The organism is Nonomuraea sp. NPDC049607 (assembly GCF_040675375.1).
GTDB lineage: Bacteria > Actinomycetota > Actinomycetes > Streptosporangiales > Streptosporangiaceae > Nonomuraea.
In genome coordinates this window covers 222,429-240,957 of record NZ_JBFAOV010000013.1, presented here as the reverse complement: position 1 = coordinate 240,957, position 18,529 = coordinate 222,429, and the positions used below count along the sequence as shown (strand labels likewise).

Genomic DNA, 18,529 nt, shown 5'->3' with positions numbered 1-18,529 from the left:
GCGAAGGCGCGTCCCCTGGGTGGGGGCGCGCCTTTTCGTCGTGCTCATCTCGGAGGTGCCGAGCGGGGTGGCGGAGGTCAGCCCAGGTCGGGGGTGGTGCGGAGGTCCAGTGCCCGGCCCACCTGGTCGAGTTCGAGGACGACGATCCCGTTCGTCCCGGCGCGCAGCAGCGGGGCCGGGACGTAGAGGGTGCGCTGCGGGCCGCGGTCCCAGTAGCGGCCCAGGCAGAAGCCGTTCACCCAGACGTACCCCTTGCCCCAGCCGGGCAGCGCCAGGAACGTGTCGGCGGGCTCGTCCACCTCCAGGAGGAAGCGGAAGAACGAGCGCGGCCCGGCGTCCGCGCCGTCGGCGAACGGCACCGCCGAGACGTCCTCCAGCGGGATCGGCCGCGCGCTCCACCCGTTCAGGTACTGCTGGTGGTGCAGCACCCCGCCGGTCAGGCCCTTGCTCTCGCCGGTCAGCGGCCCGTAGTTCGTCCGTCCCATCGACTCCACCAGCAGCTCCACCGTGGCGGGGCCGGACACCGACACCTCGGGCTCCTCGGCGTCGCGCTCGAACACCCCGGCGAGCCGGCCGTCCACGAGCACGTGCGCCCGGTCACGCAGCCCGGGCAGCCTCAGCCGGTACGCGCCCCGCGGCCCCGGCACCTGCCCCCGGTACAGCACCAGGCCGTGCTCCAGCCCCAGCTCCTCGAACGACGGCGGCACCGGCGCGTGCGTCTCGGGCCCCGCCACCGCCTCCAGCGCCTCCAGCAGCGGCACCGACTGGACGGGCCGCAGCGTCGCCGGCGGCAGCACGTCCGGGACCGGCGGCACCGCGGGCGGCTCGCCCGTGTACCGCGACAGCACCTCGCGGAAGCGCCAGAACTTCTCGGTCGGCGCCCCGCGCTCGTCGATCGGCGCGTCGTAGTCGTAGGAGGTCACGGTCGGCCGCCAGTCGCCCATCGCCCGCTCGCCGGCCTGGTTGGCGCCCGCCCGGGCGCCGAAGTTGGTGCCGCCGTGCGCCATGTACAGGTTCACCGACGCGCCGAGTTCGAGGATGCGCTCCAGGACGGCGGCCGCGTCGCCGGCGTCCCTGGTCATGTGCTTGTGGCCCCAGTGGTCGAACCAGCCGCACCAGAACTCCATGCAGAACGGCGGGTCGTCAGGCCGGTGCCCGCGCAGGACGGCGAACGCCCGGTCGGGGTCGGAGCCGAAGTTCACCGTGGCCAGCACGCCCGGCAGGGTGCCGCCGGTCAGGTACCAGTCGGCGGGGCCGTCGGAGGTGAACAGGGGCACCTCGACGCCCCGGGACGTCAGGCCGTCCGCCAGGTGGCGCAGGTAGGCCTGGTCGCTGCCGTAGGAGCCGTACTCGTTCTCCACCTGAACCATGATCACGTTGCCGCCGCGCGTCACCTGCCGCTCGGCGACCTGCGGGAGCAGCCGGTCGAAGTAGCGGTCCACGTGGCCCAGGTACTCGGGGTCGGAGGTCCTGACCCGGCCGGTGAGCCAGGTGGGCAGGCCGCCGTTGTCCCATTCGGCGCAGATGTACGGCCCCGGCCGCACGATCGCCAGCAGCCCCTCCTCGGCCGCCGCGTCCAGGAACGCGCCCAGCTCCTCCATCCGGCGGAACTCGCCCCTGCGCGGCTCGTGCAGGTTCCACGGCACGTACGTCTCGACCGTGTTCAGGCCCATCGCCCGCAGCATCGCCAGCCGGTGCCGCCACTGCCCGGGATGCACCCGGAAATAGTGCATGGCCCCCGACAACACCTTGAAGTCCGCGCCGTCGAGCCGGAACACCCCGTTCTCGACCGAGAAAACACCCATAACTCTTCCTCCGGTAGGATTTCGCGCCCCGCATCCTGGCCGAGACCGCAGGTCAGCGGCCATGGACAAACCCAGTCAACCTGTTGGACTCACCCGCGGAGACCGCATGACGCCGCCCTACGACAAGTGGATGCGCTACCTCACACCCGGCCCCGCCCACCGGGGGCTCGGCCTGGTGTGCCTCGGCGTCGGGCGCCAGGAGGGGCGGCTGCCCACGGTCGGGCCGCGTACCCTGCAGCACCACGTCGCCGTCCTGGTCACCGCGGGCCGCGGCTGGTTCTCCCAGGCCGACGGGCCCGTCGTGGACGTCGTGGCGCCGGCCGTCATCTGGCTCCTGCCCGGCGTGTCCCACCACTACGCGCCCGACGAGGCCGGCTGGGACGAGTGGTTCGTCGACTTCGCCGGCCCCTCCGCCGCCGTCTACCAGGACCTGGGCTTCGTGGACGCGGACAACCCGGTCACCCCCCTCACCACGGCCGAACCGGCCGCCCACGCCATCGGCCGCATCGCCCAGGCGTGCCGCAGGGGCGGACCGTACCTGGAGGTGGAGACCTCGGCCATCGTGCACGAGGTCCTGGTCGCCCTCAGGCGCGCCCGCGCCGACGAGGACCCGTACGGCGACCCGGTGCTGGCCGGGCTGGCCAGGGACGCCTGCCTGCCGGTGCCGGTGGCCGAGCACGCCAGGCGCCTCGGCATGCCGCTGACCGAGCTGCGCCGCGCCGTACGACGGCTGGCCGGGTGCAGCCCCAAGGACTACGTGCTGTCCATCAGGCTCAACCGGGCCAAGGACCTGCTGGCCACCACCGACCTGCCCGTGGCCGCCGTGGCCCGGCGCGTCGGCTATGCCGACCCGGCGTATTTCACCAGGTTGTTCACCCGCCGCGCCGGTCTGCCGCCCAGCGAATTCCGGACGCAGCAGTATCGTGGACTTCCTACCATGAAGTGAACGGGACTCTGTCTTAGCCGACCCTTATCCCGAGCGTGATCGGATGATGTCCCGGTACTGTGCGCATTCCCGGCGCAGAGAAAGAGGAGATCATCCGTGGTCGCGTCACAACCGTCACGCAACGGCAGAACGGCGATACCCTGGGTGACGACCGTCGCCCGGCTGATCCTGGGGGGCGTGCTGATCGCGGCGGGCGCGCTGAAGATCGGCAACCCGTCCGACTCGGTGGTCGCGGTCAAGGCGTACCAGTTGCTGCCCGAGTCGATCGCCGAGATGGTGGGCTACATCCTGCCGATCCTGGAGATCGTCGTCGGCGTGCTGCTGGTCGTCGGTCTGCTGACCAGGGTGGCCGCGGTGATCGCCGCGCTGCTCATGTTCGCCTTCGTGTTCGGCATCGCCTGGGCCTGGGCGCACGGCCTGCGGATCGACTGCGGCTGCTTCGGCGGCGGCGGCCAGCTGGAGTCAGGACAGGAGCCGGCCTATCTGCTCGACATCCTGCGCGACTTCGGCCTGGTGCTGCTCGGCGCGTGGACGGTCCGCTTCCCGCCGGGACGGTTCGCCCTCGACGGGGCGCTCGGACTGGCGGGTGCCGAGGAAACAGGTGACGAGGAACCAGGTGACGAGGAGATCGAGGATGAGCAAAGCCCAGCGCACCAAGTCTGACCGGAACATGTCGGCGCGCGACAAGATCAGAGAGCAGCAGGCCGCCGCACGCGCCCAGGAGCGGCGCAAGAAAGTGGTGACCTACACGACCGCCGCGGTGGTCGCGGTGGCCGCCGTCGGCCTCGGCGCCTGGTACACCATCAGCTCCTCCAAGTCGGAGGAGGCCGGGGCCGGGCTCGCGCCGATCACCGTGCAGCCCGACGGCAGCGCCGTGATGGCCCAGGCGGGCGTGACCCAGCCGGTGGTCGACATCTACGAGGACTTCCAGTGCCCGGTCTGCAAGGAGCTGGAGCGCGTCAGCGGCCAGACCTTCAAGAACCTGGCCGCCGAGGGCAAGGCCAAGGTCGTCTTCCATCCCATCACGATCTTCTCCAGGGAGCCGACGAAGGGCAACTCCGTGCGCGCGGCGGCGTCCGCCCGCTGCGTGGCCGACGGCAAGCAGTGGATGGCCTTCCACGACCTGATCTACAAGAACCAGCCGGCCGAGACCGTCGAGGGCTTCAAGACCGACCAGCTCGTCACGTGGGGCAAGGAGGCCGGTGTCACCTCGCCCGATTTCGAGAGTTGCGTCACGTCCCAGAAGCACGCGCCCGCCGTGCTGACCGACAGTGCGAAGATCATGGAGAAGCAGGCGATCGAGGGCACGCCCACCGTGAAGCTCAACGGCACCAGCATCGGCGAGGCGGCGTTCTCGCCGCAGCAACTTCGCGATGCGGTCACGAAGGCCGCCAAGTAGCCGCAGGCTGCGCTACCCTCACCTGACATGCCCCTAGCCTCGATTCCCAGCCCTTCCCAGGGGGTCTGGTATCTCGGAATCATCCCGATCCGGGCCTATGCACTGTGCATCGTGCTCGGCGTCGTCGTCGCCGTATGGCTGAGCGAGCGGCGTTGGGTCGCTCGCGGCGGCCAGAAGGGGACGATCATCGACATCGCCGTCCCCGCGGTGATCTTCGGCCTGATCGGCGGTCGGCTCTACCACGTCATCACCGACTGGCAGACCTACTTCGGCAGCCGTGCGATCAAGGAGCCGTACCAGGCCCTGTTCATCTGGGAGGGCGGTCTCGGCATCTGGGGCGCGATCGCGCTCGGCGGGGTCGGCGTGTGGTGGGCCGTGCGCAAGCGCGGCATCTCCATGAGCGCCGTCGCCGACACGGTCGCGCCGGGCATCGCCTTCGCGCAGGCCATCGGCCGCTGGGGCAACTGGTTCAACCAGGAGCTCTACGGCAGCCCGACCACGCTGCCGTGGGGCCTGGAGATCGACGTCGACCACGGCGGCGAGCCGGGCGTCCTGTACCACCCGACCTTCCTGTACGAGTCGCTGTGGGACGTCGCGCTCGGCTTCCTGCTCATCCTGGCGGGCAAGCGGTTCGCGCTGCGGCACGGGCGGCTGTTCGCCCTCTACGTCGCGGGCTACACGCTCGGCCGCTTCTGGATCGAGGGGCTGCGCATCGACCCGGTCGGCGGGGTCGACCACGCGGTGACCTTCCTCAGCCTGCGGCTCAACCAGTGGACGTCCATCGTGCTGTTCGTCGGCGCGCTGGTCTACCTCTGGCTGACCAGGAACAAGGACACCGAGGAGAGGGTCGTGCCGCTCGACCTGACGGTGGATCCGGCGCACGAGAGCGGCCAGGCCGACCCGGGCTCGTCCGACGCGCCGGCCGCGGTCGTGGCCGAGCGCCCGGAGGAGGACGACAGCCCGGCCACCTCGGCCGGGGACGAGCCCTCCGGCGCCGACCCCGACACCCACGGCGAGGCCGACGCCGACGCGGACGCCGAGTCCGCGACGAAGGAGACGAACCCGCGATGACCGGCGGCGCGGAGATCCACCATCGCCATCGCGACGTCAGCGGGGGCTGGTTGCGGCCCTCGGTGTTCGGCGCGATGGACGGCCTGGTGTCGAACTTCGCGCTCATCGCCGGTGTCGCGGGCGGCACCACCAGCACCAAGGTCGTCGCCCTCAGCGGCGTGGCCGGGCTGGCGGCCGGAGCCCTGTCCATGGCGGGCGGCGAGTACGTCTCCGTGGCCAGCCAGCGCGAGCTGGCCCAGGCCGAGATCGCCGTGGAGAAGCGGGAGCTCGCGGGCAACCCGGAGGCCGAGCTGGCCGAGCTGGCTCAGTCCTTCGTGGACAAGGGGGTGGAGCCCGAGCTGGCCACCGCGGTGGCCACGCAGATCTCCCGCAACCCCGAGCGGGCCCTTGAGGTCCACACCCAGAACGAGCTGGGTGTCGTTCCCGGCGCGCTGCCCTCGCCGAAGGTGGCGGCGGTGTCGTCGTTCGTGTCGTTCAGTGTGGGGGCGGTGCTGCCGCTCCTGCCGTACTTGTTCGGAGTCGAGGGGCTTACCGTGTCGGCCGTGGTGTCGTGCGCGGCGTTGTTCGGGGCGGGCGCGCTGGTGTCCGCCGTGACGGCGCGCAGCTGGTGGTACTCGGGGTTGCGTCAGCTCGTGGTGGGCGCGGTCGCGGCGGGGATCACGTTCGGGCTGGGCAAGTTGATCGGGGCGTCGGGACTGTGAGATCGGGAAGACGCTCCGGGTCCGGTTCCGGCTCCGGTGGCCCTGGCGATCCCGGCGGCGCTTCCGGCACCGGCGGTTCTGCGGGCACTTCTGGCATTTATGGCGGTTCAGGTGGTGCCGGCGGCGGTGGTGTCGGAGGCGGTGGCGCCGGCCGTGGCGGCGGTGCCGCCGCTGGCGCTTCCGGTGGCGGTGCTTCCGGTGGTGGCGCTTCTGGCGTCGGTCGTTCCGGTGGCATGGGAGGAGGGCGTGGCGGGCGTGGATCGGGGTCCGGGAGGGCCCGCCGCCGTTCCGCCGCCCGCGCCGCCGAGGCCGTGCCGCCTGAGCAGCAGGTGAGCGGTGGCGAGGGGGGCCAGGACCTCTGGGCGGCCCGCCGCGCCGCCCGCCCCCAACAGTCCCCGGACGCGGGCTGGGCATCCCGCCCGTCCGCCCCCCAAGGGCCCGACGCCGCATGGCCCCCGCACACCGCCCCCCAAGGACTCGACGGCCCATGGCCCCCGCACACTGCCCCGCAGGGCCCCGATGGCCCGCGGTCCCCGCACACCGCCCCTCAGGGCTCGGATGCGCAGTGGGCAGCTCAGGGGTCGGACGCGCAGTGGGCAGCTCAGGGGTCGGATGCTCAATGGGCGGCTCAGGCCGATTCGCAGGGTTCTGATGCTCAGTGGGCGGCTCGTCCCGCCGACGAGGCCGCCGCGCCGCGTGGGCGACGTTCGCGCGGGAGACGTTCCCAGGACGGCGCGGAGGCGTCCAGGGGCGGGCGTTCCCAGGAGGGCGGGGAAGGGGCTCGCGGGCGGAGGCGTGCGTCCGACAGCGATGACGCCGTCTGGGCCGCGAGCATGGACGACCTGGCGGAGGCCGCCCGGTCGGGCCGTCGCGCCGCGGCCACGGACACCGGCGAGCAGCCCCGGCAGGGACGGCGCGGCGCCGCCGCGGACGGTGACGAGCAGGCCGACGGTTTCGGGGCCTTCGGGGCGCCGGGAGCGTCGCGGCCGTCCGGGGAGCAGGCGGAGCCGGCGACCGGCTCCGGGACGCGCAAGCGGCGCCGGACGCCGCGTTCCGACTGGCAGTTCCCGGTGCTCACCGAGTGGGGCCTGCGCCCCGATCAGCAGCGGCTGATCGTCATCATCGCCACGGTCATCGGCGTCGTCGCGGGCGCGACGGGGCTGGTGGCGGTCGTCAGCTCGCTCGGCGACTACACCCCCGAGCGCCAGGCCAACGCCGCCGTCCTGGGCCCGGACGCCGCCTTCCCCGTGTCCTACCAGGGCTGGAGCTCGCCCAAGCTGTTCGCCTCCCTGGCCGACAGGAGCAAGGACAGCCGCGACCTCACCGAGAAGGAGGTGTTCGCGCAGAGCGAGCTCGCGGTCTCCAAGAAGCTCAAGCTCAAGCTCGCCGCCAAGCGCATCGACGCCGACTGCTCGGCCGCCCTGTGGGGCACGACCCTGCTGGAGAAGGTGTCCGACGCCGGCTGCCTCCAGGCGGCCCGCGGCCTGTACACCAGCTCCGACGGCCGTTACGTCGGTCAGTACACGCTGCTCAACCTCAAGGACGGCCAGTCGGCCGGCGAGCTGGTCGAATCCCTGAAGACCCTCTACCGGGGCGGCTGGGCACGCCCTCTGACGTCCTCGAAGGCGTCCTTCCCGGCGGGCGGTTACTCCGAGGGCGGCGGTTACGCGCTCGGGCACTACGTCGGGCTCGTCTGGATCGGCAAGACCGACGGCCTCGACCCCACCGCCAGGGACGACTTCGTCTCCGTCACCCTGGCGCTGCGCGGCGCGGAGAAGTCCGTCTACCGCCGGGTCGTCGCGATCACGGGACCGGCCTCGTGACCTCCGCTCACGCGGACGGGACCGCCGGAGCGCCGCCCAGGAGGTCGCGTCGTGCGGTCGTCGTGGCCGGGGTGGCCTTGGGGGTTCTGGCGGTCGCGGTGGCCGGGTGGTTGTGGCTGCGTCCGGGGGAGCCGCGGCCGGCCGCCTTCCGGGGCGAGCCCACCTCGGACTTCTACGCGGCCGTCGACTCCCGCCAGGCCGACGCCGCGCCGCTGACCGTGCAGGAGGTCTTCACCGCCCAGACCGAGACGCTCGGCTCCCTGCGGCGGCTCTCCACGCAGGAGCGCGCCGACTGCGACGAGGTCCTGTGGGGCGCCTCGGCGGCCGGGTGCACGCAGGTGCTGGGGGCCGCGTACGAGGGCGGCGGGCTGGCCGGGCAGTTCGCCATCTTCAACCTGCCCGACGGGCGCGCGGCCGACGCGCTGGTGGCCGCCCTCGGCAAGGACGGCTTCGTCCGCCAGGACGCCGCGTTCGACGCCGCCCGCAGCCGTGCCCAGGCGCGTGCCATGGGCCACTACGTGACGGTGAGCTGGGCGGGCGGCACGGCCTCCGCCGACGACCTGGTCACCGCACTCGTCGCCCTCGACGGCCTCGGCCGCGTGGTCCAGAACCGCATCCTCGCCGCCACCTGACCGCCCGCTGTCGTCCCGTCGAAGGGGTCAGGGGGTGGTCGTGGTGAGGGCGGTGACGGTGGTGGAGACGGCGGCCGGGAGGCCGGTCAGGCGGTGGAGGGGCGCTTCCAGGGGGGTCAGGTCGTCGGACCAGGGAGCGGTCTGGCGGATGAGGGCGCGGGCCTCGTTCTTGGTGAGGGCCGTGCCCTGGTCGCGGGCCGCCGCGATGAGCGCCTCCCGCCAGGTGTTGGCCAGCTTGGCGTGGCCGTTGTCGAGGATCCGGCGCAGCACCGCGTCGGCCGCTCCGGCGGGCTGCGGACGGCGTACGGCGTCGAGCGCCCCGCCCGTGCGGCGCGACTCGTAGACGGCGGACAGCGCGTCGGGCAGCGGCGGCAGGTCGGCCCCCCACACGCGTACGTGCGTGGCGCGGGTGGCGAGCAGCACGCGGGGCAGCGCGGCCTCCAACCCGGGCGGCAGCGCGACGGCCACCCGCTCGGCGGCCGCCGCGTAGGGCTTGGCCAGCCAGGTCGACAGCCGCACCCGCGGCTGGGCCGCCTCCTTGGGCCACTCGCCCACCAGCAGGTCGGCCTCGAACCCGGCCAGATCGGGCGCCGCGTGCGCCGTGGGGGCCGACTCGACCGACTGGGGGCCCTGCGTGTAGATGGCCGTGGCCTGACGGCCCAGCCGGGCGTTCACCGCCGGGCGGGTCTTGCTCGTGGGCCGCAGCAGGTAGAGATCGGCCGCCGACCCGATCGCCTCCGCCCCGAAATATCTATTGAAATCAGGGTAAATCGCCTCGTAGGTGAGGTTGAGCTCCGACAACGCCTGCTGGACCTTGAAGGCCAGCATCGGCGTACGCTCGCTGGCGCCGTACGCCACCAGCACCCGTCCGTCGTCCTTCAGCCCCTCCAGGGCGCGCGCCGCGAACAGCCCGATGCCCTCCGGCGTGTACGGCGGGTCGGTGAACGCCAGATCGTGCTCCCGGGCCGAGGCCGGCAGCCCCAGCCGCAGGTCGGCCCAGCGGGTGCGGACCCCGAGCCCCTGCTCGTCGATGTAGGCCAGGATGCGCTCGTCGACGTCGACCACCGTGACGTCGGTCTCGGGATGGACCAGCTTGACGGCCAGCGAGGTCAGGTCGTGGTCGCCGACGCACAGCAGCCGCGCCCCCGGCAGCCAGAACCGCGCCCCGAGCAGCAGCGCGCGCCGCAGCGCCGTCTCCGGCGTGGCCGAGACGTGGTCGAGCACGTGGCGGGCCCGCGGCGCGCCCGCGACCAGCGCGGTCAGGCGTTCGAGCACGTCGGGGTAGTGGGGGAGCAGGTGGGCCACCGGGTCCTCGGGAGGCGGCGCCATGGCCAGCAGGTCCTGGTAGGCGGGCGTGTCGCCCGGCGCCACCCGGAACCGGTCGCCCGAGCGCTCCAGGCGCACCTCGCGCAGCAGGGCCTCGATCGTGCGCCTGGAGGTGGCGGTCTGCCTGACCAGGCCGGCCAGGGACCACCACTGGCCGTCGCACAGGAGTGTGAGGGCGTGCCGCAGCCGCCTGCCGTCGACCCCGGCCTCGGCGAGAAGGCGCTCCACCCCGTCACGATCCATGCGCCAACCCTATCGAGGGGCGGGGCCGGCTCCGGCCGTCCGCCGGGTGGGCCGGGCCCGTTCGGGAGGAGCTTCAGGGGTCTGTGAGGGCCATGGGGCGGCAGGGGCGTGACCTGGGAATTCTCATGGCCTGGTCCGGGGTTTGGGATGGCGGGTTCGGATGCTGGAACCGTGCGCAATGTTCGCAATGCGGACGCGGCGGGCACCATTCCGGCAGCGTGCGGTAATCTCTACCCACGATATGCAGCAGGGCCAACGTCGTCCCCGCCTGTAGAGCAGTTCTTGACAGACGAAGACGACGGGAGGGATTCAATGCCTGCTGCCCACCTCGGATTCCCCGAGCCTCAGGGCCTCTACCACCCCGCCAACGAGCATGATGCCTGCGGTGTCGCCATGGTCGCGGACGTCGCCGGGCGCCGGGGGCACACGATCGTGGTCAAGGCGCTGACGGCGTTGTGCAATCTCGACCACAGGGGAGCCAAGGGTAGCGAGCCGGACACCGGCGACGGAGCCGGGATCCTGACGCAGATCCCCGATGGGTTCTACCGCGCGGTCGTGCCGTTCGCGCTGCCCGAGGCCGGCGCGTACGCGACCGGCATCGCCTTCCTACCGGCCGACGAGCAGGCCAGGGGCGTCGCCACCGGCCTGATCGAGGAGATCGCGGCCGAGGAGGGCCTCACGGTGCTGGGCTGGCGGGACGTCCCCGTCGACCGCGCCCTGCCGGGCCCGAGCGCCCGCGCCGTCATGCCGCACTTCGCCCAGCTCTTCGTGGCGAGCCCCGGCGGCGAGCAGGGCCTCGACCTCGACCGGCTGGCCTTCTGCCTGCGCAAGCGGTCCGAGCACGAGGCCGACGTCTACTTCCCCTCGCTGTCGGCCCGCACGGTGGTCTACAAGGGGATGCTCACGCCCGACCAGGTCGAGCCGTTCTTCCCCGACCTCAGCGACGAGCGCTACGAGAGCGCGATCGCGCTGGTGCACTCGCGCTTCTCCACCAACACGTTCCCGAGCTGGCCGCTGGCCCACCCCTACCGGTACGTGGCGCACAACGGCGAGATCAACACCGTCAAGGGCAACCGCAACTGGATGCGGGCCCGCGAGGCGATGTTGTCCTCCGCCCACATCCCGGGCGACATCTCCAGGCTCTTCCCGATCTGCGACCCCGACGGCAGCGACACCGCCAGCTTCGACGAGGCCCTGGAGCTGCTGCACATCGGCGGCCGGAGCCTGCCGCACGCGGTGCTGATGATGATCCCCGAGGCGTGGGAGAACCACACCGAGATGGATCCGGCGCGCCGCGCCTTCTACGAGTTCCACTCCTCCCTCATGGAGGCCTGGGACGGCCCGGCCTCGATCACGTTCACCGACGGCACCCTGGCCGGGGCCGTGCTCGACCGCAACGGCCTGCGTCCGGGGCGGTTCTGGGTGACCGCCGACGGGCTGGTCGTGCTGGCCTCCGAGGCCGGCGTGCTCGACTTCCAGCCCGAGGACGTCGTCCGCAAGGGCCGCCTGCAGCCGGGCCGCATGTTCCTCATCGACACCGCCCGCGGCAAGATCATCGAGGACGACGAGATCAAGGCCGAGCTGGCCGCCGAGCTCCCGTACGAGGAGTGGCTGCACGCCGGGCTGGTCAGGTTCGAGGAGCTGCCGGCGCGCCAGCGGGAGATCCCCACGCACGAGGCGCTGGTCAAGCGGCAGCAGACCTTCGGCTACACCGAGGAAGAGCTGCGGATCATCCTGTCGCCGATGGCCAGGTCCGGTGCCGAGCCGATCGGCTCGATGGGCACCGACACGCCGGTCGCGGTGCTGAGCGAGAAGCCGCGGCTGCTGTTCGACTACTTCACGCAGCTGTTCGCGCAGGTCACCAACCCGCCGCTGGACGCCATCCGGGAAGAGCTGGTCACCTCGCTGGCCAGCGTGCTCGGCCCCGAGGGCAACCTGCTCGACCCGGGCCCGACCTCCTGCCGCCAGCTCGTGCTGCCGTACCCGGTGATCGACAACGACGAGCTCGCCAAGATCATTCACATCAACGACGAGCACGACCTGCCGGGCTTCCACCCGCACGTCATCAGCGGCCTGTACGAGGTCGCGGGCGGCGGCCAGGCGCTGCTCGGCCGCCTGGCCGAGATCAGGGCCGAGGCGTCGGCGGCCATCGCGGACGGCGCGCGCATCATCGTGCTGTCCGACCGCGGCTCCTCCGACGCGCTCGCGCCGATCCCGTCGCTGCTGCTCACCGGCGCGGTGCACCACCACCTGATCCAGGAGAAGACCCGGACCAAGATCGGGCTGGTCATCGAGACCGGCGAGGCCCGCGAGTGCCACCACATGGCGCTGCTCATCGGCTACGGCGCCGGCGCGGTCAACCCGTACCTGGCGATCGAGACCGTCGAGGACCTGGTCGACACCGGGGCGCTCCAGATCGGCAAGCACAAGGCCGTCCGCAACCTGATCAAGGCGTACGGCAAGGGCGTCATCAAGGTCATGTCCAAGATGGGCGTGTCCACGGTGGCCTCCTACACCGGCGCGCAGATCTTCGAGGCGCTCGGCCTGAGCCAGGAGGTCATCGACGCCTGCTTCACCGGCACGACGTCCCGCCTGGGCGGCGTCGGCTTCGACGTGCTGGCCGAGGAGACCGCCCAGCGCCACCGCCACGCCTACCCCCGGGCGGAGAACGCCCACCGCAGGCTCCAGGTCGGCGGCGAGTACCAGTGGCGGCGCGAGGGCGAGCCGCACCTGTTCAACCCCGAGACCGTCTTCAAGCTGCAGCACGCCACCCGCACCCGCCGCTACGAGATCTTCAAGGAGTACACGAGCCTCGTGGACTCCCAGGCCGAGCGGCTGATGACCCTGCGCGGCCTGTTCAGGCTGCGCAAGGGGCAGCCGATCCCGCTCGACGAGGTCGAGCCCGTCGAGAGCATCGTCAAGCGCTTCTCCACGGGCGCGATGTCGTACGGCTCGATCTCGATGGAGGCGCACGAGACGCTCGCCATCGCGATGAACCGGCTCGGCGGCAAGTCCAACACCGGCGAGGGCGGCGAGGACCCCGAGCGCCTGTACGACGCCACCCGCAGGTCGGCGATCAAGCAGGTGGCCTCCGGCCGGTTCGGCGTCACCAGCGAATACCTGGTCAACGCGGCCGACCTGCAGATCAAGATGGCTCAGGGGGCCAAGCCCGGCGAGGGCGGCCAGCTCCCCGGCCACAAGGTCTACCCGTGGATCGCCAAGACCCGCCACTCCACGCCCGGCGTCGGCCTCATCTCGCCGCCGCCGCACCACGACATCTACTCGATCGAGGACCTGGCCCAGCTCATCCACGACCTGAAGAACTCCAACCCGGAGGCCAGGGTCCACGTGAAGCTCGTCGCCGAGGTCGGCGTCGGCACGGTCGCGGCGGGCGTGTCCAAGGCCCACGCCGACGTGGTGCTCATCTCCGGCCACGACGGCGGCACCGGTGCCTCGCCGCTGACCTCGCTCAAGCACGCGGGCGCGCCCTGGGAGCTCGGCCTGGCCGAGACCCAGCAGACGCTGCTGCTGAACAACCTGCGCGACCGCATCGTCGTGCAGGTGGACGGCCAGCTCAAGACCGGCCGCGACGTCGTCATCGCCGCCCTGCTGGGCGCCGAGGAGTACGGCTTCGCCACCGCCCCGCTGGTCGTCTCCGGCTGCGTGATGATGCGGGTCTGCCACCTCGACACCTGCCCGGTGGGCGTGGCGACGCAGAACCCCGAGCTGCGCAAGCGCTTCAGCGGCAAGCCCGAGTTCGTGGTCAACTTCTTCGAGTTCATCGCCGAGGAGATCCGCGAGTACCTGGCCGAGCTGGGCTTCCGCACGCTCGACGAGGCGATCGGACACGTCGAGATGCTCGACACGACGGCCGCCGAGAACCACTGGAAGGCCGGCGGCCTCGACCTGTCCCCGATCCTGCACCAGCCCGACCTGCCCGAGGGCACGCCCAAGCGGCGCACCGTCGAGCAGGACCACGGCCTGGAGCACGCCCTCGACAACACCCTGATCCAGCTCGCCGAGGGCGCGCTCAAGGAGGGCACGCAGGTCACGCTGGAGCTGCCCATCCGCAACGTCAACCGCACGGTCGGCACCATGCTCGGCTACCAGGTGACCAAGCGGTACGGCGGCAAGGGCCTGCCCGACAACACCATCGACATCGGCTTCACCGGCTCGGCGGGCAACTCCTTCGGCGCGTTCCTGCCCCGCGGGATCACGCTGCGCCTGACCGGCGACGCCAACGACTACCTCGGCAAGGGCCTGTCGGGCGGGCGGATCACCGTCCGGCCGCACGAGGAGGCCCCGCTCGACGGCCACATCATCGCCGGCAACGTCGCCCTGTACGGCGCCACGTCCGGCGAGGTGTTCGTCCGCGGGGTGGTCGGCGAGCGCTTCTGCGTGCGCAACTCCGGCGCGACGGCGGTCGTCGAGGGCGTGGGCGACCACGGGTGCGAGTACATGACCGGCGGCCGGGTGGTCGTGCTCGGCCAGACCGGGCGCAACTTCGCGGCCGGCATGTCCGGCGGCGTCGCCTACCTGCTCGACCCGCGGCCCGAGCGGGTCAACCGCGAGATGGTCGCCGTCGAGACGCTGACCGAGCAGGACGGCGAGTTCCTGAAGGAGACGGTCGAGAAGCACTTCGCCGAGACCGCGTCCCCGGTGGCCAAGCAGTTGCTGGCCGACTGGGACGCCGCGCTCGCCCGGTTCGGCAAGATCATGCCGACCGACTACAAGAGGGTGCTGGAGGCCGCCGAGGCCGCCCGCGCCGAAGGCAGGGACATCGACGAGGCCGTCATGGCGGCTGCGGTTCAGGGCTAGGGAGGCGTACTCGATGGCTGACCCCAAGGGTTTTCTCACGCACGAGCGGGAGCTGCCGGCGCGCCGCCCGGTCGACGTCCGCATCAGCGACTGGCGGGAGGTCTACCAGGACTTCCCGCAGGAGAAGCTGACCAGGCAGGCGGCCCGCTGCATGGACTGCGGCATCCCGTTCTGCCACAACGGCTGCCCGCTCGGGAACCTCATCCCCGAGTGGAACGACCTCGTCCACCGCACCGACTGGCGCGAGGCGATCGAGCGGCTGCACGCCACGAACAACTTCCCGGAGTTCACCGGCAGGCTCTGCCCGGCTCCGTGCGAGGCGGCGTGCGTGCTCGGCATCAACTCCGACCCGGTGGCGATCAAGCGGGTCGAGGTCGAGATCATCGACCGCGCGTTCGCCGAGGGCTGGGTGACCCCGCAGCCGCCTCGGGTCCGCACCGGCAAGAAGGTGGCCGTGGTCGGCTCGGGCCCGGCGGGCCTGGCCGCCGCCCAGCAGCTCACCAGGGCCGGGCACGACGTGGTGGTGTTCGAGCGCGCCGACCGCGCCGGCGGCCTGCTGCGCTACGGCATCCCCGAGTTCAAGATGGAGAAGCGCCACATCGAGCGGCGCCTGGAGCAGATGCGGGCCGAGGGCACCCGGTTCCGCACCGGCGTGAACGTCGGCGTCGACGTCACCGCCGCCGAGCTGCGCGAGGAGTTCGACGCGGTGGTGCTGTCGGGCGGCGCCACCCAGTGGCGTGACCTGCCGGTCGCCGGGCGCGATCTCAAGGGCGTCCACCAGGCGATGGAGTACCTGCCGCCGGCCAACAAGGTCCAGGAGGGCGACTACGCGGTCTCGCCGATCTCGGCCGAGGGCAAGCACGTCGTGGTGATCGGCGGCGGCGACACCGGCGCCGACTGCATCGGCACCGCGATCAGGCAGGGCGCCGCGTCGGTGACCCAGCTGGAGATCATGCCGCGGCCGCCGGCCTCCCGGCCGGGCGGCCAGCCGTGGCCGACGTTCCCCATCCTGTTCAAGATGGAGAGCGCGCACGAGGAGCTGGCCGACGGCGGCGGCGACCGTGTCTACGCGGTCTCCACCACCGAGTTCGTCGGCGACGAGGACGGCAACGTCAGGGCGTTGCGCCTGGTCGAGGTCGAGGGGCCGCAGAACGGCTTCAAGCCGGTCCCCGGCACCGAGCGGGAGATCCCGGCCGACCTGATCACGCTGTCCATGGGCTTCCTCGGGCCGGAGAAGGGCGCCCTGCTGGAGGACCTGGCCGAGGTCGCGGGCGAGGGCTTCTACGACGCCCGCGGCAACGTCGCCCGGGACAAGACGTACATGTCGAAGGTGGAAGGCGTGTTCGTGGCCGGTGACATGGGCCGCGGGCAGTCGCTCATCGTGTGGGCCATCGCCGAGGGCCGTTCGGCCGCCTCGGGCGTCGACCGGTACCTGAGCGGGGAGACGGCGCTGCCGTACCCGATCCTGCCGACGGCGCGTCCGCTGGTCTGACCTGCGGTGAAGGGCCCCGGAGCCGGACGGCTCCGGGGCCCTTCGTTATTTGCACACTCTGCAAGACTTGCAGAGTGTGCAAAGCTTGCGTAGAGTGCAACGCATGGAGAGTCCGGAGCAGCGCCGTGAGCGCCGCCGGGCCGAGAAGCGGCAGGCCATCCGGCTGGCCGCGGTGCGGCTGGCGCTCGACGAGGGCCTCGACGCCGTGACCGTCGAGGCCGTCAGCGCGGTGGCCGACATCTCGCCCCGCACGTTCTTCAACTACTTCGCCTCCAAGGAGGAGGCGCTCGTCATGGAACCGGTCTGGCGGCCGGACGACATCGTCGGCCTGCTCGGCGAACGTCCGCCCGACGAGCCCGCCTTCCAGTCGCTCAAGGCGGTGGCCCGGGAGCTCGCCGTGCGCATGCGCCCGGTCTGGGACACGATGCAGCCGTTCATGGAGCTCAACAACCGCCATCCCGAGCTGGCCGCCAGGGCGCGCGCCGTCGACCAGACCCAGATCATGGAGACGGTCCTCGGCGCGGTCAGGGCCCGGCCCGGAGTCACGAGCGGCATCCACGCCCGGATGCTGCTCATCACCACGATCGGCGCCGTGATCTCCGCCATCCAGGAGTCGGCGGCGACGGACGAGCCGGTCGAAGAACTGCTCGACGAGGCGTTCGCGCTGATCGAACGCGGACTCTGACCCATCTAGAAGAGAAGCGGCGATCGGGGTGGCACCCCCGACCGCCGCGGATTCCTCCTGCCCTCGCGAAAGAAGCAAGGAGACAACTGAATGGTATCGACAATCGCCCAGGAGGCCGGACCGCGGCGCGGCCTCCTGCTCAGCATGGGCTCGCTCCTGCTGTGCCTGTTCCTGGCCGCCGTCGACCAGACCGTGGTGGCCACGGCCACCCCCACCATCGTGCGCGAGCTGGACGGCCTTGAGAGCGTGTCCTGGCTGGTCACGGCGTTCTCCCTGACCTCCGGCATCGTCTCGCCCCTCTACGGCAAGCTCAGCGACATGTACGGCCGCCGCCGCCTGTACCTGTCGGCCATCGCCCTGTTCCTCCTCGGCTCGGCTCTGTGCGGGCTCGCCCAGACGATGGCCCAGCTCATCGCCTTCCGCGCCTTCCAGGGCATCGGCGCCGGCGGCCTCATGGTGCTGACCCTGGCGATCTCGGCCGACATCGCCACCCCGCGCGAGCGCGCCAAGTTCCAGGGCCTGTTCGGCGCGGTGACCGGCGTGGCCGCCGTGCTCGGCCCGGTCATCGGCGGCTACCTCACCGAGCACATCTCCTGGCGCTGGATCTTCTACATCAACCTGCCGCTCGGGGCCGTCGCGCTGGCGGTCGCGTTCGCCGTGCTGCGGCTGCCGCGCCGCACCTCGCCGCACCGGATCGACTGGCCCGGGGCCGCGCTGATCTCCGGGGTGCTGACCTGCCTGACGCTGCTGGCCTCGTGGGGCGGGACGACGTACGCGTGGTCCTCGCCGGTCGTCCTCGGGCTGGGCGCGGGGGCGGTCGTGCTGACGGGGCTGTTCGTGCTGGCGGAGCGTACGGCCAAGGAGCCGGTGCTGCCGCTCGGGCTGTTCCGCGACCGTACGTTCACGATCGCCACGGTCACGATCGTGCTGGTGGCGACCGGGATGGTGGGGGCGGCCACCTTCCTGCCCCTCTACCTGCAACTGGCCGCCGGGGCCAGCGCGTCGAACTCGGGGCTGCTGCTGCTTCCGCTGATGGCGGGCCTGATCGCGTCCTCGGCCGTGGCGGGGCGGGTGGTGACCCGGATGGGGACGTACAAGTGGGTCGTGGTGACCGGGGCGGTGCTGGCGACGGTGGCCGCGTTCCTGTTCTCCACCATGGAGCTGGGGACGGGGGCGGTCACGGCCGGGCTGTACATGGTGGTGTTCGGGATCGGGCTCGGCATGGTGCTGCAGAACCTGATGCTGGCCGTCCAGGTCGCCGCGCCCGCCGCCGACCGGGGCGCGGCCACCTCGGTGGTGTCCTTCGCCAGGAACGTGGGCGGCGCCGTGGGGGTGGCCGTGCTCGGGGGCGTCTTCAGCGGCGGGCTGGGGCGGGCGGCCCTCGACTCGGGGTCCGTGGGGGCGATGCCGGAGTCGGTACGGCCGGCGTTCGCCGAGGCGATCACCGGGGTCTTCGCCTGGGTGTCGCCGATCATGCTGGTCGGCGCCGTCCTGCTGGCCTTCCTGCCGAACGTGCGCCTGCACCGCGACACCTGACGGCACAGCGGGCCCTGGGGAAGAACGCCCACGGCCCGCATAACCCCCATCG

General features: G+C 72.0%; 14 protein-coding genes. 11 read left to right on the top strand and 3 right to left on the bottom strand.

Going from position 1 to position 18,529, the window contains the following annotated elements:
• Window positions 1–77: 77 nt before the first annotated feature.
• Entirely contained in the window at window positions 78–1,805 is a 1,728-nt protein-coding gene (locus tag AB0J97_RS26040) for a beta-galactosidase family protein (protein ID WP_364092726.1), read from the bottom strand.
• Window positions 1,806–1,911: 106 nt separating this feature from the next.
• Here AB0J97_RS26040 and AB0J97_RS26035 point away from each other — a divergent pair, with 106 nt between their 5' ends.
• From AB0J97_RS26035 to AB0J97_RS26015, 5 genes are all read left to right on the top strand, one after another.
• Complete coding sequence (locus AB0J97_RS26035) at window positions 1,912–2,751, top strand: helix-turn-helix transcriptional regulator (RefSeq protein WP_357704375.1); 840 nt, start codon at window positions 1,912–1,914, stop codon at window positions 2,749–2,751.
• A 144-nt stretch (window positions 2,752–2,895) separates the two neighbouring features.
• A complete protein-coding gene (locus AB0J97_RS26030; RefSeq protein ID WP_357704377.1) occupies window positions 2,896–3,414 on the top strand; it encodes a MauE/DoxX family redox-associated membrane protein in 519 nt (172 codons plus the stop codon).
• Entirely contained in the window at window positions 3,386–4,150 is a 765-nt protein-coding gene (locus AB0J97_RS26025; protein WP_364092723.1) for a thioredoxin domain-containing protein, read from the top strand. Before AB0J97_RS26030 ends, AB0J97_RS26025 begins: the two co-directional genes overlap by 29 nt.
• Window positions 4,151–4,177: 27 nt before the next feature.
• Window positions 4,178–5,221: a prolipoprotein diacylglyceryl transferase gene (lgt, locus tag AB0J97_RS26020; protein WP_364092721.1), complete on the top strand. Its 1,044-nt coding sequence runs from the start codon at window positions 4,178–4,180 to the stop codon at window positions 5,219–5,221.
• The gene (locus AB0J97_RS26015) at window positions 5,218–5,922 is read left to right on the top strand and encodes a VIT1/CCC1 transporter family protein (protein WP_364092719.1); all 705 of its coding nucleotides are present in this window, start codon (window positions 5,218–5,220) and stop codon (window positions 5,920–5,922) included. The genes lgt and AB0J97_RS26015 overlap by 4 nt, the downstream gene beginning before the upstream one ends.
• Before the next feature lie 107 nt (window positions 5,923–6,029).
• Here AB0J97_RS26015 and AB0J97_RS26010 read toward each other — a convergent pair whose 3' ends face one another.
• Complete coding sequence (locus AB0J97_RS26010) at window positions 6,030–6,311, bottom strand: hypothetical protein (RefSeq protein ID WP_364092717.1); 282 nt, start codon at window positions 6,309–6,311, stop codon at window positions 6,030–6,032.
• 444 nt (window positions 6,312–6,755) lie between these two features.
• Here AB0J97_RS26010 and AB0J97_RS26005 point away from each other — a divergent pair, with 444 nt between their 5' ends.
• Window positions 6,756–7,745, top strand: a complete 990-nt coding sequence (locus tag AB0J97_RS26005) for a hypothetical protein (RefSeq protein WP_364092716.1) — start codon at window positions 6,756–6,758, stop codon at window positions 7,743–7,745.
• Window positions 7,742–8,377 (top strand): hypothetical protein, encoded by a 636-nt coding sequence (locus tag AB0J97_RS26000; RefSeq protein WP_364092714.1) that lies wholly within the window; start codon window positions 7,742–7,744, stop codon window positions 8,375–8,377. Before AB0J97_RS26005 ends, AB0J97_RS26000 begins: the two co-directional genes overlap by 4 nt.
• Before the next feature lie 27 nt (window positions 8,378–8,404).
• On the opposite strand, the gene AB0J97_RS25995 is transcribed toward AB0J97_RS26000, so the two are convergent.
• Window positions 8,405–9,946 carry a bis-aminopropyl spermidine synthase family protein gene (locus tag AB0J97_RS25995; RefSeq protein ID WP_364092712.1) on the bottom strand — a complete coding sequence of 514 codons (1,542 nt, stop codon included), beginning with the start codon at window positions 9,944–9,946 and terminating at the stop codon, window positions 8,405–8,407.
• Window positions 9,947–10,258: 312 nt separating this feature from the next.
• Between AB0J97_RS25995 and gltB the strand changes: the two genes are divergently transcribed.
• The 4 genes from gltB (at window position 10,259) to AB0J97_RS25975 (ending at window position 18,477) form a co-directional block, all read left to right on the top strand.
• Window positions 10,259–14,764: a glutamate synthase large subunit gene (gene gltB / locus AB0J97_RS25990; RefSeq protein WP_357704393.1), complete on the top strand. Its 4,506-nt coding sequence runs from the start codon at window positions 10,259–10,261 to the stop codon at window positions 14,762–14,764.
• 13 nt (window positions 14,765–14,777) lie between these two features.
• The gene (locus tag AB0J97_RS25985) at window positions 14,778–16,256 is read left to right on the top strand and encodes a glutamate synthase subunit beta (protein WP_364092710.1); all 1,479 of its coding nucleotides are present in this window, start codon (window positions 14,778–14,780) and stop codon (window positions 16,254–16,256) included.
• A gap of 103 nt (window positions 16,257–16,359) precedes the next feature.
• Complete coding sequence (locus tag AB0J97_RS25980; RefSeq protein ID WP_364092708.1) at window positions 16,360–16,941, top strand: TetR/AcrR family transcriptional regulator; 582 nt, start codon at window positions 16,360–16,362, stop codon at window positions 16,939–16,941.
• 90 nt (window positions 16,942–17,031) lie between these two features.
• Window positions 17,032–18,477 carry an MDR family MFS transporter gene (locus AB0J97_RS25975; protein WP_364092706.1) on the top strand — a complete coding sequence of 482 codons (1,446 nt, stop codon included), beginning with the start codon at window positions 17,032–17,034 and terminating at the stop codon, window positions 18,475–18,477.
• Window positions 18,478–18,529: the final 52 nt, after the last annotated feature.